The organism is Streptomyces sp. NPDC028635, from assembly GCF_040637635.1.
GTDB lineage: Bacteria > Actinomycetota > Actinomycetes > Streptomycetales > Streptomycetaceae > Streptomyces.
The window spans coordinates 37,771-53,074 of record NZ_JBEZWX010000047.1 but is presented as its reverse complement, the minus strand read 5'-3'; the positions used below and the strand labels follow the sequence as shown (position 1 = coordinate 53,074).

12 protein-coding genes and 1 pseudogene are annotated in these 15,304 nt (G+C 73.6%); 7 read left to right on the top strand and 6 right to left on the bottom strand.

Annotation, left to right across the window (positions count from 1 at the left end; genetic code table 11):
- Positions 1–318 precede the first annotated feature (318 nt).
- The 4 genes from aspA to AB0E88_RS31805 all read left to right on the top strand — a co-directional run bounded on the left by aspA (position 319) and on the right by AB0E88_RS31805 (position 5,954).
- On the top strand, positions 319–1,746 hold the full coding sequence (gene aspA, locus AB0E88_RS31820; RefSeq protein ID WP_361637853.1) for an aspartate ammonia-lyase: 1,428 nt from the start codon (positions 319–321) through the stop codon (positions 1,744–1,746).
- A gap of 68 nt (positions 1,747–1,814) precedes the next feature.
- Positions 1,815–2,747: a glutaminase gene (locus AB0E88_RS31815; protein WP_361637851.1), complete on the top strand. Its 933-nt coding sequence runs from the start codon at positions 1,815–1,817 to the stop codon at positions 2,745–2,747.
- Positions 2,748–2,763: 16 nt separating this feature from the next.
- Complete coding sequence (mptB, locus tag AB0E88_RS31810; protein WP_361637849.1) at positions 2,764–4,497, top strand: polyprenol phosphomannose-dependent alpha 1,6 mannosyltransferase MptB; 1,734 nt, start codon at positions 2,764–2,766, stop codon at positions 4,495–4,497.
- Positions 4,494–5,954: a glycosyltransferase 87 family protein gene (locus tag AB0E88_RS31805; RefSeq protein WP_361637847.1), complete on the top strand. Its 1,461-nt coding sequence runs from the start codon at positions 4,494–4,496 to the stop codon at positions 5,952–5,954. Before mptB ends, AB0E88_RS31805 begins: the two co-directional genes overlap by 4 nt.
- Before the next feature lie 32 nt (positions 5,955–5,986).
- Here AB0E88_RS31805 and AB0E88_RS31800 read toward each other — a convergent pair.
- The 3 genes and pseudogenes from AB0E88_RS31800 to AB0E88_RS31790 form a co-directional block, all read right to left on the bottom strand.
- Positions 5,987–6,865 (bottom strand): annotated as a pseudogene (locus AB0E88_RS31800) (serine hydrolase); the annotation flags it as partial.
- A 90-nt stretch (positions 6,866–6,955) separates the two neighbouring features.
- On the bottom strand, positions 6,956–8,122 hold the full coding sequence (gene rho / locus AB0E88_RS31795) for a transcription termination factor Rho (RefSeq protein ID WP_361637846.1): 1,167 nt from the start codon (positions 8,120–8,122) through the stop codon (positions 6,956–6,958).
- A gap of 331 nt (positions 8,123–8,453) precedes the next feature.
- Entirely contained in the window at positions 8,454–8,852 is a 399-nt protein-coding gene (locus AB0E88_RS31790) for a nuclear transport factor 2 family protein (RefSeq protein WP_361637844.1), read from the bottom strand.
- A 71-nt stretch (positions 8,853–8,923) separates the two neighbouring features.
- On the opposite strand from AB0E88_RS31790, the gene AB0E88_RS31785 reads away from it, so the two are divergent.
- The 3 genes from AB0E88_RS31785 (at position 8,924) to AB0E88_RS31775 (ending at position 12,132) form a co-directional block, all read left to right on the top strand.
- Positions 8,924–9,487: a PadR family transcriptional regulator gene (locus tag AB0E88_RS31785; protein ID WP_361637843.1), complete on the top strand. Its 564-nt coding sequence runs from the start codon at positions 8,924–8,926 to the stop codon at positions 9,485–9,487.
- A 4-nt stretch (positions 9,488–9,491) separates the two neighbouring features.
- Positions 9,492–10,217 (top strand): class I SAM-dependent methyltransferase, encoded by a 726-nt coding sequence (locus AB0E88_RS31780; protein ID WP_361637841.1) that lies wholly within the window; start codon positions 9,492–9,494, stop codon positions 10,215–10,217.
- Positions 10,218–10,338: 121 nt separating this feature from the next.
- A complete protein-coding gene (locus tag AB0E88_RS31775) occupies positions 10,339–12,132 on the top strand; it encodes an RICIN domain-containing protein (RefSeq protein ID WP_361637839.1) in 1,794 nt (597 codons plus the stop codon).
- Between the two features lie 57 nt (positions 12,133–12,189).
- On the opposite strand, the gene AB0E88_RS31770 is transcribed toward AB0E88_RS31775, so the two are convergent.
- The 3 genes from AB0E88_RS31770 to AB0E88_RS31760 all read right to left on the bottom strand — a co-directional run bounded on the left by AB0E88_RS31770 (position 12,190) and on the right by AB0E88_RS31760 (position 15,298).
- Positions 12,190–12,939, bottom strand: a complete 750-nt coding sequence (locus AB0E88_RS31770) for a GntR family transcriptional regulator (RefSeq protein ID WP_361637837.1) — start codon at positions 12,937–12,939, stop codon at positions 12,190–12,192.
- A 126-nt stretch (positions 12,940–13,065) separates the two neighbouring features.
- Complete coding sequence (locus tag AB0E88_RS31765) at positions 13,066–14,232, bottom strand: serine hydrolase domain-containing protein (RefSeq protein ID WP_361637835.1); 1,167 nt, start codon at positions 14,230–14,232, stop codon at positions 13,066–13,068.
- A gap of 97 nt (positions 14,233–14,329) precedes the next feature.
- Complete coding sequence (locus AB0E88_RS31760; RefSeq protein WP_361637834.1) at positions 14,330–15,298, bottom strand: acetylxylan esterase; 969 nt, start codon at positions 15,296–15,298, stop codon at positions 14,330–14,332.
- Positions 15,299–15,304 lie beyond the last annotated feature (6 nt).

Here is a 15,304-nt window from a genome sequence, read left to right as displayed (position 1 = left end):
GGTGGGGGGTGTCCGCCCGCAGCGGCCGGCACCGGGCAACGGCGCACTCGTCGGGAACGGCCGGCCGGACCGAGGACGGACACCCCCCACCCCGGCCCCGACCCACAACGCACCGTTGGCGCGACACCAGCCCACCACGCACCGCAACGGGCCGCCCCAGGCACAAAAGGGGCGCGGGGAACGGCGCGACCAGCCCCCACGCACCCGCACCCAGAACACGACCAGGCGCCGCAGGCAAAAAAGGGGCGCGGGGAACGGCGCGACCAGCCACAAACAAACCCGCACCCACTCCCGCACCCACCCACGAAAGAGACCCCCATGACGACCGTCACCACCCGCACCGTCACCACCCGCACCGAACACGACCTCCTCGGCGACCGCGACATCCCCGCGGACGCCTACTGGGGCGTCCACACCCTCCGCGCCACCGAGAACTTCCCCATCACCGGCACCCCCATCTCCACCTACCCCCACCTCGTCGACGCCCTCGCCGCCGTCAAGGAGGCAGCCGCCCGCGCCAACGAGGAACTCGGCCTGCTGGACCCCGAGAAGGCCGCCGCGATCATCGCCGCCTGCCAGGACATCCGCGCCGGCAAGCTGCACGACCAGTTCGTCGTCGACGTCATCCAGGGCGGTGCCGGCACCTCGACCAACATGAACGCCAACGAGGTCGTCGCCAACCGCGCGCTCGAACTGCTCGGCCACGCCAAGGGGCAGTACACCCACCTGCACCCCAACGAGGACGTCAACCTCGGCCAGTCGACCAACGACGTCTACCCCACCGCCGTGAAGATCGCGACCGTCTTCGCGGTGCGCGGACTGCTCAAGGCGATGTCGGTCCTCCAGGACGCCTTCGCCCGCAAGGCCGTGGAGTTCCGTGACGTACTCAAGATGGGCCGTACCCAGTTGCAGGACGCGGTCCCGATGACGCTCGGTCAGGAATTCTCGGCGTACGCGGTCATGATCGAGGAGGACCGCAGCCGTCTCGCCGAGGCCGTCGAGCTGATCCATGAGATCAACCTCGGCGCCACGGCCATCGGCACGGGACTCAACGCCCCCACCGGCTACGCCGAGGCCGCCCGCCGCCACCTCGCCGACATCACCGGCCTGCCGCTCGTCACCGCCGCCAACCTGGTGGAGGCCACCCAGGACTGCGGCGCCTTCGTCCAGATGTCCGGCGTCCTGAAGCGCATCGCCGTCAAGCTGTCCAAGAGCTGCAACGACCTGCGCCTGCTCTCCTCCGGCCCGCGTGCCGGCCTGGGCGAGATCAATCTGCCCCCGGTACAGGCGGGTTCGTCGATCATGCCCGGCAAGGTGAACCCGGTGATCCCCGAGGTCGTCAACCAGGTCGCCTTCGAGGTGATCGGCAACGACGTCGCCATCACCATGGCCGCAGAGGCCGGCCAGCTCCAGCTGAACGCGTTCGAGCCGATCATCCTCCACTCCCTCTCGGAGTCGATCACGCACCTGGAGCGCGCCTGCGTCACCCTCGCCGACCGCTGCGTCGACGGGATCACCGCCAACACGGAGCGCCTGCGCGCGACGGTGGAGAACTCCATCGGCCTGGTCACCGCCCTCAACCCGCACATCGGCTACACGGCGGCGACGGACATCGCCAAGGAGGCCCTCGCGACCGGCCGGGGCGTCGCCGAACTGGTGCTGGAGAAGGGCCTGCTCCCCGCGGACCGCCTGGCCGCGCTGCTCCGCCCGGAGGTGGTGGCGGGCAACGCGGCCCCGGTGGCCTGACACGACACCCGCCCCCCGAACCACCACCGCCCAGCCCCCAGGCGCACCGCGACCGCCCCGGAGGGAGAATGTCGATCATGACGTCGTCGCAGACCTTCGCGCCGGTATTGGAGCGCATCGCCGAGGAGATCGAGCACACCCCCGGCCGCGGCCGCCCCGCCGACTACATCCCGGCGCTGGCGGCCCGCGACCCGCGCCGCTTCGGCATGGCCGTGGCGGAGCCGGACGGCACGGTGTACGGCGTGGGGGACTGGCGTGAGCCGTTCTCCACGCAGTCCATCACCAAGGTCTTCACCCTCGCCCTGGACCTCGCCCGCGAGGGCGACGAACTGTGGGAACACGTGGGCCGGGAGCCCTCCGGCAACCCGTTCAACTCCCTGGTGCAGCTGGAGTACGAGAACGGCATCCCGCGCAACCCGTTCATCAACGCCGGTGCCCTCGTCGTCACGGACCGCCTGTACACCCGTACGGGCGACGCGGCAGCGGAACTCCTGGCCTTCCTGCGTGCCGAGAGCGGCAACCACGACCTCGCCTTCGACGAGGAGGTCGCCGCCTCGGAGTCCGCGCACGGCGACCGCAACGCCGCTCTCGCGCATTTCATGGCGTCGTACGGCAACATCGACAACCCGGTGCCCGAACTGCTCGACCAGTACTTCCGCCAGTGCTCGATCAGCGCCTCGTGCGCCGATCTGGCCCTGGCGACCGGCTTCCTCGCCCGCCACGGCATCCGCGCCGACGGCTCCCGGCTGCTCACCCGCAGCCAGGCCAAGCAGGTCAACGCGATCATGCTGACCTGCGGCACGTACGACGCGGCGGGCGACTTCGCCTACCGCGTCGGCCTGCCCGGCAAGAGCGGCGTCGGTGGCGGCATCATCGCCGTCGTCCCCGGCCGCTGCACGCTGTGCGTCTGGAGCCCGGGCCTGGACGAACGGGGCAACTCCGTCGCGGGCGTGGCGGCGCTGGACCGCTTCACCACGCTCACGGGCCTGTCGGTGTTCTGAGGCCCGCACCCGCCCCGTGCGGGCCGCCCCCGATCCCCGGGGCGCCACCCGATCCCGATCGGGCCACCACACCCCCCTGCGGCGCCACCCGATCCCCCCGGGGCGCCCCGATCCCGATCGGGCCACCACGCCCCCTGGGGCGCCACCCGATCCCTCCGGGGCCCCCGATCCCGATCAGGCCACCACCCACCCCTCAGACCACCACCCCGCTCCCTCCCTCCCTCCCTCCCTCCCTCTCCTCCCGCCCGCGCGGGACGCCCCCCGCTCACACGCCGTCCACACGCAAGCCGCCGTCCCGAGGCCGGAGTGTCGCCTTGCGGCCATCCGGTCTCGACAGGCTGGCCCGGTGCTGGCCATGGCTTTTCCCGTCGATCTGCGTCGCTGCCAGGTGCTCGGCCTGGCCGGTACCGCCTTCCTCGCCCTGGGCGGGGAGACGGCGGGCGCCCTGCCGATGCCGGACCTGCCCGCGCCGACCTCGGCGCGGGCGGCGCTCGGGCTGGTCGGCGTGTACTTCGGTGTCGTCCTGCTGATCGCCGCGTGGGCCCAGCTGGGCCGGCTGGTGCACGGGCCGCGCCCGCCGTCCCCGCGCGCCCTGCTGCTGGTCCTGGCGGTCTGGGCGGCCCCGCTGCTCCTCGCGCCGCCGCTGTTCAGCCGTGACGTCTACAGCTACCTCGCCCAAGGCGCCATGGTCGACGCCCATCTCGACGTCTACACCCACGGCCCCGCCCTGCTCGGCGGCCCGCTCGCCGACGAGGTGGCCCCGCTGTGGCGGCACACCGGCGCGCCGTACGGGCCGGTGTTCCTCGCGGCGGCCTCCGGGCTGTCCGGGCTGACCCGGGGTCACCTGCCCGCCGGGCTGCTCGGCATGCGGCTGCTGGCGCTGCTCGGCGTCGCCCTGATGGCGGCCGCGCTGCCCCGGCTGGCCCGCGCCGGCGGCGCCGATCCGGCCGCCGCGCTGTGGCTGGGCGCGCTGAACCCGCTGGTCCTGCTGCACCTGGTGGCAGGCGCCCACAACGACGCCCTCATGCTCGGCCTGCTGGGCCTCGGCCTGGTCGCCGCGCTGGGCCGCCGCCCGCTGGCCGGCGCCGTACTGATCACGCTCGCCGCCCTGGTCAAGGCACCCGCCCTGCTGGGCCTGGCCGCGGTCGTGGTCCTCCAGGTCCGTGCGGGCCGCCGCCTGCTGCCGGCCACGCTGTCGACGCTGGCCGCGGCCGTGGCGGCGACCGTGGTGGCGACGGCCGTAGCGGGCACCGGCTACGGCTGGATCGGCGCGCTCGACACTCCGGTCTCCGCGCAGAACTGGGCCCCGACCAGCCTGCTGGGCCGCGCGACCGGCGCGCTGCTCGACCGGCTCGGCAGCGATCTCGCCCCGCTCGCGGTGCCGGCCTGGCACACGCTCGGGCTGGCCGTCACCGCGGTCGCCCTCGCCGCCATATGGTGGCGATGGCGGCCACGCCCGGTGTACGCCCTCGGCCTGAGTCTGGCCGCGGTGGCCGCGTTCGGGCCCGCGATCCGCCCCTGGTACGCCCTGTGGGGCCTGTTCGTCATCGCGGCCGCGGCGCCCAGCGCCCCGGTCCGGCACCGGACGGCGGCCGTCGCGGCGGTGCTCGCGCTCGCCGTCCTGCCCGGCGGCGGCCCGGCCGACACCGGCCAGCTCCTCCTGGCCGTCTGCGGCGGGGCACTGGCCCTGGCCGTGCTGTTCCACGTCCGCCAGGTCGCCCAGCTCCCGGCGCTGGAGCGCACCGCATGAGCCGGCCGAGCGAGCACTACCGCCCCCGCCCGCCGTTCCCCACCCCTGCCACCGACCGCGGCCGGCTGATCCTTCTCCTCGCCGTCGCCGCCGTGGTGACGGTGTTCACCGCGACGGTGCCGTTGCTGCGCGACTGGTTCGACCTGCGGGTCTACTACGGCGCCGTGCACACCTGGGTCCACCATGACGGGCAGGTCTACGACTACCGGGTGCCGGGCACGGCGTACGGCTTCACCTACCCGCCGTTCGCGGCGGTCGCCATGCTGCCCATGGCGCTGCTCGGCCGCCCCGCCGCCCTCGCCGGGGCGCTGCTACTGGACGCGGTGGCGCTGGCGGTCGTGCTGCGGGTACTGGCGGGCCGGGCGTGGCGCCGTCCCGGCTGGTTCGGCTGGGGCCTGATCCTGTGCGGTCTCGCCCTGTTCGAGCCGTTGCGCGACACGGTGAGTTTCGGCCAGGTCAACCTCCTCCTGCTGGCCCTGGTCCTTGCCGACGCCTGGCTGCCGGCCTGCGCCCGCGACCGAGGGCAAGGCGCGGGCGAAGCCGGGAGCCGAGGGGGCCGGGCCGCCGTGCTCGCCGGTGCCGGGATCGGGCTCGCGGCGGCGATCAAGCTCACGCCGGCGCTCTTCATCGGCCTGCTCCTGCTCGGCCGCCGGTGGCGCGCCGCGGCCGTCGCGACGGCGGTCGCCCTCGCGGCGACGGCCCTGGCGGCTCTCGTCGCACCCGGCCCGTCCCGTTTCTACTGGACCGAGGCGATGTGGGACACCTCGCGCGTGGGCCGTCTCGACTACGTCTCCAACCAGTCGGTGCAGGGCGTCCTGGCGCGTCTCGGGGAGCCGCAGCGCGGGGTGTGGGCGCTCGCCGTCGTGGCCGTGCTCGGCGTGTGGGCGTGGCGCTCGCGCCGGGCGGCGGCCGCGGGGGACTGGCCGGCCGCCTTCGCGCTGACCGGTCTCGCCGCGTGCCTGGTCAGCCCGATCACCTGGGTGCACCACCTGGTGTGGCTGCTGCCGTCCTTCGCGGTGCTGCTGCGTGCCGGGCACGCACGTGTGGCGGGCGCCCTGTACGCGGTGCTGTGCACCAGCGTGGTCTGGCTGTGGGCCCACGACGCGTCCGGCGTGGCCGCCTTCGCCGGTTCCAACGCCTACACGTGGATCACGCTCGGTCTGCTGCTGTGGCTGCCGTACGGTCATCCGCGCGCGGCGGCGCGCTTCTTGGCGCGCAGCGACAGCGCGACCGTCGCGGCACCCGCGGCTGCGGCGGAGGCGACCGCGGCCGCGTCCGCCCAGCCGAATCCGCTCCGCGAACCCGGAGCGGGCGCGGAAACGGCGGCGGCGACGGGTGAGGCGTGCGGCCCGTGCGGCGGCGGGGTGCCGGGTGCGGCGTTGTCCAGGGAGCCGACCGGATCGACCCGACCGGCCGCGCCGAATCCCCAGTCCAGCAGCGCGCGCGCCTCTTCGTAGACGGCGAACCCGCCGCCCGTCTGAGGGTTCATCACCGTCACGACGAGCGTGCGGGTGCCCCGCCGGGCGGCGGCGACCAGCGTGTTGCCGGCCTGGCTGGTGTAGCCGTTCTTGACGCCGATCAGCCCCGGGTAGGCCTCCACCCCGTCGGCGCCGGTGAGCAGCCGGTTGGTGTTGCGGATGCCGTACGACCAACCGCTGCCGCCCGGGAAGCTGGCCTCGGCCGTGCCGCAGTACTGCGCGAATTCGGGGTTGCGCAGCCCTTCCCGCCCGAACACCGCGAGGTCGTACGCCGAGGAGACCTGGCCGGGCGTGTCGTAGCCGTCGGGGGAGACGACGTGTGTGTCGCGGGCACCGAGGGCGCGGGCCTTGGCCTGCATCTGCGCGGCCGTGGCCGACCAGCCCCCGTTGAGCGCGGCCAGCACGTGCACGGCGTCGTTGCCGGAGTTGAGGAAGACGCCGCGCCACAGGTCGGCGACGGTGTACGTCTGGCCCTCGGCGACCCCCACCATGCTGCTGCCCGGCCCGATCCCGGCGAGTTCCTCCTCGCTGACCCGGTGTTCCTGGTTCGCCGGCAGGGCGGGCAGCACCGTCAGCGCGAAAAGCGTCTTCAGGGTGGAGGCCGGGGGCAGCTTGCGGTGCGCGTCGTGCGCGGCGAGCACCTCGCCGGTGCCGGCGTCGGCCACCAGCCACGACAGCGCCGAGACGTCCGGCAGACGGGGAGCGCCGCCACGCAGCCGTACCTGGGTGCCGTACGCCTGGAGGACGGAGGGCTGTGCCGCCCGCGGGCCGCCGGGCGTGGGCTGCGCTCCGCCCGAGGCGGCGGCCGCGGCGGGGGAGAGGGCGAGGACGCCCGCCACCGTGAGCGCACAGGTCGACAGGGCAACCCGGGAAGGAAATCCGATGGTCATACGATCAACCTAGGAATGCTCGGGAGATTCCCCCCTTCTGCCCGGGCCGAACGGGTCACGCGTGCACCCGTATGCCGCACTCCTCGCCGCTCACGAGCTCTCCGCGGGCCGTCGGTCCGACGGCAGCGTGGGCTGGACGCGGCGCAGGAACGCCGCGTTGCCGGGTGTCTCGCGCAGCCGCTGGAGCAGCGTCTGCAGTCCCGCCGGCCCGTTCTGCGCCGCGAGGGCCCGGCGCAGGCCGCGCACGGCCGTCAACTCGTCGGAGTCCAGCAGGAGTTCTTCGCGCCGGGTGCCCGAGGCGGGCAGGTCGACGGCGGGGAAGAGGCGGCGGGAGGCCGCTTCGCGGTCCAGCCGCAGCTCCATGTTGCCGGTGCTCTTGAGTTCCTCGAAGAACAGGTCGTCGGCGCGCGAGCCGGTCTCGACGAGGGCGGTGGCGAGGATCGTGAGCGAGCCGCCCTCCTCGGCCAGCCGGGCGGCGCCGAAGAATCGCTTGGGCCCCTGGAGCGCCGCCGCGTCGACACCGCCGCTGAGGGTGCGCCCGCCGGCGGAGGCCGCGTGGTTGTGGGCCCGGCACAGCCGGGTGAGCGAGTCGAGCAGGAGCACGACGTCCTCGCCGTCCTCCACCCGCCGCCTGGCCCGCTCGATCACCAGCTCGGCGAGCTGGATGTGCTGGGCGGGTGAGCGGTCGAACGTCGAGGCGTACACCTCGCCGCGCACCGAGCGGCGCATGTCGGTGACCTCCTCGGGCCGCTCGTCGAGCAGCAGCACCATCAGGCGGCACTCCGGGTGGTTGCCGGCGATCGCCGCCGCGATCTGCTGGAGCAGTACGGTCTTGCCGGTCTTGGGCGGGGCGACGATCAGCCCGCGCTGGCCCTTGCCGACGGGGGCGAACAGGTCGACGACCCGTCCGGCGGCCCCGGCCGCCGGGTGTTCGAGCCGCAGCCGCCCCCGCGGGTGCAGCGGGGTCAGCCGGTTGAAGTCACGGCGCCTGCGCGCCTCTTCGGGCGTACGGCCGTTGACGTGCCGCACCTCGGTCAGGCCCTGCCGGCCGCCGCGCACGCCCTCGACATGGTCGCCCTTGCGCAGGCCGTACCGGCGGATCAGGGCGGGGGCGACGGGCGGGTCGGTGGGTGCGGGCAGGAGGTGGGCGGCGCGCAGGTGCCCCTTCCCGTTGCCGTCGATGTCCAGGACACCGCCGACGAGCAGGTCGGACGGGGGCTGCTGGGGCGCCAAGGGGCGTTCGAGTGTGGTGGTCATGGGGGTTCGGTCCTTTCGCGGAGGCCGATGTGAGACAGCGGAAGAGAAGGGGAGATGCCGCGGAACGGGGGGCGCGGAAGAGCGCGGCCCGGCGGCGGAGACGTCGCGCCTCGGCGGGAAAGAGACACCTGAATCAGGTGAACTGCGGAGGAAGGCGCGGAAGGAGAGGAATGTGCACCGACGCCCTCGACGGGGCGTGGACCAGTGCGACTCGCACTGTCGCAGTGCTGTTCGCACTGTAGCACCGGATGTCCGTGAAGCAACGGCAAAGGGCGCCACCACGCACAACGCGGTGACGCCCCGGGCTATTCCGGAAAGCTGTCGCGGCAGGTCAGACCGACCGAGCCGCGGCATCGGCGGCGATGTCGTCGAATTTGGCGCCCATCGCGGCCGCCAGTGCCTGCGCGCCCGACAGCGGACGCACCATGACGGTGAACTCGTCGATCAGTCCCTGGTCGTCGACGTGGATGAAGTCGCAGCCGGTCAGCTCGCGGTCGCCCACCCGGGCGGTGAAGACCAGCGCGTGGTCGCGCCCGTCGGCCCCGGTCAGTTCACGGACGTAGCGGAAATCCTCGAAGACCGTCCAGACGCCGCGCAGGATCGCCGCCGTGATGGCCTTGCCGGGGTAGGGCTTGAAGACCACCGGGGACGTGAAGACGACGTCGTCGGCCAGCAGGGCCTCGACGGCGTCGAGGTCGCCCGCCTCGACCGCCTCGCGGAACGCACGCATCGGGATCACCTCATACTCAATTATTTGAATAGGTGCGGAGGACAATAGTCATCTGCTGTTAGCGTGTCCACATGTCGTTGAGGTTCGCGGTGCTGGCCGCCCTGCTGGAGGGCGAGGCCTCCGGGTACGAGCTCTCCAAGGTGTTCGACGTCTCGCTCGCCAACTTCTGGCCCGCCACCCCCCAGCAGCTCTACCGCGAGCTGGACCGCCTCGCCGCCGACGGGCTGATCGAGGCCCGTCTGGTCCAGCAGGAGCGCCGCCCGAACAAGCGGATGTTCTCCCTCACCGAGCAGGGCCGCGCCGAACTGCGCGCCTTCGCCGTCGCGCCGCCCCGCCGGCCCACGGCCGTCCGCGACGAGTTGCTGATCAAGATCCAGGCCATGGACGGCACCGACCCGGACGCCACGCGCGCGCTGATCGAGGAGCGCAGGTCCTGGGCGCGCGGCAAGCTGGACCGCTACCGGCGGGTCCGTGAGCGCCTGCTCGACGGCCGCGACGAGGAGGAGTACCTGCGCGCGGCCGACCGGATCGGCCCGTATCTGACCCTCATGGCGGGCATCTCCTTCGAGGAGGAGAACCTGCGCTGGTGCGACCGCGCACTCGCCGTCCTGGAACAGCGCGTTCCTCTAGGCTGACCCGGTGTTCCGCCCCGAAGGCCCCACCCTGCGCGAACTCGCCGTCCAGGCGCTGTCCTCCGTCGAGCACGGCTACGACCTGCTGGCCCCCAAGTTCGACCACACACCCTTCCGCACACCCGGCTCCGTCCTCGACGCCGTCGCCGAGCAACTCGCCCCGCTCGGCCCCTACGACGACGGTCTCGACCTGTGCTGCGGCACCGGAGCCGGGCTCGAGGTGCTCGCGCCGCTGTGCCGGCGCAGCGTCACCGGCGTCGACTTCAGCGCCGGAATGCTGGAGGTCGCGCGGCGCCGCACACCGCCGGCCGGGCCGAGCGTGTCCTGGGTGCGCGCCGACGCCCGCGCCCTGCCCTTCGCCGGGGCCTTCGACCTCGTGGTGAGCTTCGGTGCGTTCGGCCATTTCCTGCCGGCTGAACTGCCCGGCCTCTTCGCCCAGGTGCATGCCGCGCTGCGCCCCGGCGGCCGTTTCGCGTTCCCGGTCGTCGCCCCGCCGCGGCCCACCGAGCCCGCCTACTGGATGCTGCTCGGCTTCGACACGGTGATGCGGGTCCGCAACGCGCTGTGGCGGCCCCCGTTCGTGATGTACTACCGCGCCTTCCGACTCGCGGACGTGCGACGGGAGTTGCGGCGTGCCGGGTTCGAGGTGGAGCTGTACGCCCTGCCCGCCTTCGGTCGTCGCCGCGACGGCAGCCCCCGGGTGCGGACCGTCGTGGCCCGGCGCACCGCCTGAATCTCTCCCTCCGTGCGGACGGCCTCCTTGCGCAGTCCATTGGCATCGCTAACAAGCTGTGCCATAGTTCGGGCCGCTACAGCTGTTCCACGCATGTTAGCGATCTCAAGGAGGAGGAGTCGTGCCCACTCCCCCCGCAAGACGAGCCGCAGCCGTCGTCGCCGCCGTCCTTGCCCTGTGCGGCGGCGGACTGGCGGCGAGCCCCCCGGCCGCCGCCGCGGACTACACGGTGACCGTCGGCGCGAAGGGCTCCTGGACCCACCCCGACGACACCCCCGCCGCGCCGTACCTCGACAAGGACGGCACCTTCCACTACCAGCAGGCACACGCCCTCTACGGCGCCGGCGACCCCCGCGAGTGGACCTTCTACACCGGCAAGGACCTTGACAGCGCCACCCGCTCCAGCGCCCTCAGCGACGCGGTGAACCCGGCCGACCCGGCCGACCGCAACAACGACACCACCGCACGCTGCAACAACAGCCCCACCGGCAAGGAAGCCACCTACGCCCCCTCCGGGTCCGGCTACGCCCAGCGCAACTACTGCGACCTCGCCGGCGTGTGGGTCGACCCGGACACCGGCGACTGGTACGGCCTGGTCCACAACGAGTTCACCCCCCAGCCCTTCGCCGACGGACTGCACTACGACGCCATCGACTACGCCGTCTCCCACGACCAGGGCCGCACCTGGACGATCAAAGACCACGTGATCACCTCGCCGTACAGCACGAAACGCGGCGACACCGGCGCCTTCCCGCAGCAGACATACCACTACGGCGACGGCGACCCGCGCCTGTACGCCGACACCGCCTCCGGCTACTTCTACGTCTTCTACGGCTCCCGCATCGTCGACAAGGGCGGCAGCTGGAAGGCGTTCCACGCCCACGTCGCCCGCGCACCGATCGCCGGCAAGATGGCGCCCGGCAGCTGGCACAAGTGGTACGACGGCACCTGGAGCGAACCCGGCACCGGCGGCCGCGAAAGCAACATGGTCCCCGCCGACCCCGCCCACCCCACCGGCTACACCCCGCCCGGCCAGGAGTACGACCCGGCCACCCCCGGCACCGCCGCCCAGCAGGTCGCCGCGGGCACGACGCCGCCCACCTCCCCCCTGTTCGTCATGGACATCACCTACAACGCCTACCTCGGCCTCTACATCGGTGAACCGCAGGCCGCCGACCAGAGCGGCAACGCGCCCCAGCAGTTCTACGCCACCGACGACCTCGCCTCGCAGAAATGGCGGCTGATCGGCGACACCGGCAGCCACACCAACGCCTCCTGGTACCGCTGGTTCCTCGACCCCGCCAACCGCACCAGCAGCCAGATCGTCGGCAAGTCCTTCCGCTCCTACTGCTCCTTCGGCTGCTCGAACGGCTCCTACGGCGAGTACGTCGACGTCACCATCGGCGCCGCCGCCCCGGCCGCACCGGTGCGCAGCGGCGCCGGCTACCGGATCACCAGCGGTGACGGACGCGTCCTCGCCCAGGCCGCGGGCGCCACCACGACGTCCCTGGCCGCCCCGACCGGCTCCCGCCGGGAGGCGTGGATCTTCACGGCCGACGGCGACGGCTCCTACCGCGTCGCCAACGCCGCCACGGGCCGGCTCCTCGGCGTCGACTCCGGCGCCGTCTCCGGCCGGGCCTGGGGCGCGAAGCCCGTCGTGACCCGGGCCGGGACGGGCGGGCCCGCCGTGGGGCAGCAGTGGTTCGTCGTGCCGAGCCGCACCGCGGACGGCACCCCCACCGGGAGCTACCGGCTCGTCAACCGCTACAGCGGTCTGGTCATCGGCCTGTCCGCGACGCGCGGCCGGCTCGCCGAGACCACACCGCCGCGCGGCTGGACCGACACCGGCGGCAGCCCGGTCGGTGGCTCCCGCACCGCCGCCGAGCAGACCCTGACCCTCACCCCGGTCCGCTGACCGTGGCGTGAGAGCGGCCGGGACCCGCCTCCACGGGTCCCGGCCGTCGTGCGCGGCTCAGCCGGCGGCGGGCAGCGTGAACTCGTAGACCAGCGCCTCCTGCTGGGCGTCCACGACCAGGTCGGTGATCTCCAGCGGGCGGGCGTACTGGTCGTGCACATACCGCGTCACGCGCATCGACGGGCCGTCGTCGGGGCGGACGATGGAGTCACGGTGGTGCAGGGTGAGTCCGGCGCGGCGCATCCAGTCGTAGACGCGGCGCAGCTCCGCTGAGGCGGTGCCGTCGGCTCGGTCGCGGTACCGCGCGAGCTCCTCGACCTCGTTCAGCGCCACCGCCGAGAAGGACGTCACGGCCGACCGGTGGCCGCGTCCGTCGGCCGTGACGGAGTCGTAGCGGTGGACCAGGGTCGGCCGGTGCGGGGCGAGGCCGAGCGCCGCGGCGTGCTGCGGCGGCGGGGTCTGCCAGGCCACCGTGGCCCGGGCCGGTCCGCCCCGGTCCGTGCCGTCGGCGCCGACCGGGAAGGTCAGTGCCTGGGCGGGACGCGGGACCGGGCCGGGCAGGGTGGCATGGCTGCCGCGCCTGTCGGTGGCGACCAGTCCACGGTCGCGCAGTACCTCCAGTGCCTGCCGCACGGTCTCCCGGCTGACGCCGTAGTACGCGGCCAAGTACCGTTCACTGGGCAGCCGTTCGCCGGGCGGGACGGTCCCGCCGGTCAGTTCGGACAGCAGCAGTGCCGCGACGCGCTGGTAGAGCGGCTCGTCCGCGTCGGTGGTGTGCGGGTGGTCGAGCGGGGTGGTGCGGGCCATGCCGCGCCCTCCTGTGGGTGACGTACGTGTCGTTCGCGCTCAGTCACCACAGGATTACCATTGGTCTACACCAGCAGGGAAGCAGGGGCTGCCGGTTCGGCCGAAACGAGACCCCCGCGCCGGCCGTCACAGCGCGTCGTACAGGGCGCCGACCAGCGCCCTCTTGCGCGGGTCGTCGGCGATGTGCGGGCCCATGCGGTTCATCACGTACCCCAGCGAGACCCCCGCGTCCGGGTCCGCGAGTCCGCACGAGCCGCCGAAGCCGTCGTGTCCGAAAGCCTGCGGGTGCGGACCGTAGGAGCCGTTCGGCCCGCTGAGCCACAGGCCGAGCCCGGCCTCCGTCTCCTGGGCGAGTCCCGCCCCGAGCACCAGATCGCGGCAGGCGCCCTGGCCCTCGCGCACCCGCTCGGCCGCCTCGGCGGACAGCAGCCGGCGGCCGCCGAACGCGCCCCGCCCGGCGAAGACGCCGTACAGCGCGGCGACCGCCCGCGCGGTGCCGTGTCCGTTCGCGGCCGGGATCTCCGCGGCCCGCCAGCGCGCCGAGTTGGCCTGCGCCGCGCCCACCGGCGGATTGGTGAGCGCGGCCAGTGCGGCGGGCGCCAACTGGGCGAAGACAGCCGCCCGTTCGCCGTTCTCCGGGGCCGGCGCGTGCACCAGTTCGGCCGCTCTGTGCGCCTCGGCCTCCGGCAGGCCGATGGTGAAGTCGATGTCCAGCGGGCCGGTCACCTCCTGCCGCAGGAAAGCCCCCGGCAGCAGCCCCGTCACCCGGCGCACGACCTCGCCGACCAGGAAGCCGTACGTCAGGGCGTGGTACCCGGACACCGTGCCCGGCTCCCACCAGGGCTCGGTCGCGGCGAGCCGGCGGGTCGTCAGCTCCCAGTCGCACAGCTCCTCGAAGGAGTGCGGCTCGCGCAGCCCCGCGAGGCCCGCCCGGTGCGACAGCAGATGCCGTACCAGCACCTTCTCCTTGCCGGCCGCCGCGAACTCGGGCCAGTACACGGCCACCGGTGCGTCCAGGTCGAGCAGCCCCCGGTCGGCCAGGACGTGGGCGACCAAGGCGACCGGGCCCTTCGTCGTGGACCACACGTTCACCACCGTGTCGCGCTCCCACGGCCGGGTGCGCGCCGCGTCCGCCCAGCCGCCCCACAGGTCCACCACGGTCCGGCCGCCGACCGTGACGGCCACCGCGGCGCCGAGTTCGCCCCGCTGCCGGAAGTTCTCCTCGAAGGCGTCGCGCACCGCCGTGAACCGTGGGTCGCAGTGGCCGTGCACCTGTGGCTCGTCGTGGGACATGGGCCCTCCTCGTGTCAGGTCCGCCGGGAGCCCGGGCCACGCCGAGGCGGCGCCGGGCACCCAGAACGTACCGACTGGTCGGACCGGAAGGAAGGGGTCAGGCGTAGGAGCGCAGCCAGCGCAGCCGGGCCGCGTCCTGGTAGGGGCCGCCGCCCTCGTGGTCGTTGAACTCGTAGACCTCGATGGCCTTGTCGTCGTGGCCCCAGGCGTTGAAGGCGGCGAACACCGTGGACGGCGGGCAGGTCTCGTCCTCCAGCGCCGCCGAGAACAGGGCGGGCGCCCGGCCGCGGGCGGCGAAGTGCACGCCGTCGAAGTACGACAGGGTGCGCAGCGCGTCCCCGGTGCGGCCGCGATGCGTCCTCAGGTAGAGGCCGATCTCCCGGTACGGGTGGCGGTCGGTGAGGGTCGTCGCGCGCGGGAAGTCGCACAGGAACGGCACGTCCGGGGCGACGGCCACCAGGCCGGGCACCAGGCCGCCGACCGCGAGGGCGATACCGCCGCCCTGGCTGGCGCCGAGCGCCACGGTGCGCGAGGCGTCGGTGAGCGGATGCGAGCGGGCCGCCTCGACGGCCCGTACCGCGTCGGTGAACACCCGGCGGTAGTAGTAGTGCTCCGGGGCGTCGATGCCGCGCGTCATGAAGCCCGGATAGGCCGGGGCGCCGCCCACCGGGTCGGCGGTGCCGCCCCCACCGCCCCAGGCGCTGCCCTGCCCGCGCGTGTCCATCACGAAGTGCGCCCGGCCGCTGGAGGCCCACAGCAGGTGCTCGTGCGGCAGACCGCGACCGCCGCCGTAGCCGACGAACTCCACGACCAGGGGGAGCGGCTCGCCGGCTCCGGCGGGCAGGACGAGCCAGCCCTTGACCGGGTGGCCGCCGTACCCGGCGAAGGTCACGTCGTACACCTCGACGGTGGACAGACCCGTCTCGACCGGCTCGAAGCGCGCGTCGAGGTCAAGCGTGCGCGCCTCCTGGAGGGTTTTCGACCAGAACGCGTCGAAGTCCTCGGGTTCGGTGGACGCGCTGCGGTAGTCGCGCAGTTCGTCGAGGGGCAGGTCGAACAGGGCCATACGGGA

Excerpts from the sequence above, each read along its gene's own strand:
- rho (WP_361637846.1), bottom strand. The coding sequence starts at position 8,122 with ATGACCACCACACTCGAACGCCCCTTGGCGCCCCAGCAGCCCCCGTCC.
- AB0E88_RS31770 (WP_361637837.1), bottom strand. The coding sequence starts at position 12,939 with ATGGCCCGCACCACCCCGCTCGACCACCCGCACACCACCGACGCGGAC.
- AB0E88_RS31790 (WP_361637844.1), bottom strand. The coding sequence starts at position 8,852 with ATGCGTGCGTTCCGCGAGGCGGTCGAGGCGGGCGACCTCGACGCCGTC.
- AB0E88_RS31765 (WP_361637835.1), bottom strand. The coding sequence starts at position 14,232 with ATGTCCCACGACGAGCCACAGGTGCACGGCCACTGCGACCCACGGTTC.
- AB0E88_RS31805 (WP_361637847.1), top strand. The coding sequence starts at position 4,494 with ATGAGCCGGCCGAGCGAGCACTACCGCCCCCGCCCGCCGTTCCCCACC.
- AB0E88_RS31815 (WP_361637851.1), top strand. The coding sequence starts at position 1,815 with ATGTCGATCATGACGTCGTCGCAGACCTTCGCGCCGGTATTGGAGCGC.
- AB0E88_RS31785 (WP_361637843.1), top strand. The coding sequence starts at position 8,924 with ATGTCGTTGAGGTTCGCGGTGCTGGCCGCCCTGCTGGAGGGCGAGGCC.
- aspA (WP_361637853.1), top strand. The coding sequence starts at position 319 with ATGACGACCGTCACCACCCGCACCGTCACCACCCGCACCGAACACGAC.
- AB0E88_RS31760 (WP_361637834.1), bottom strand. The coding sequence starts at position 15,298 with ATGGCCCTGTTCGACCTGCCCCTCGACGAACTGCGCGACTACCGCAGC.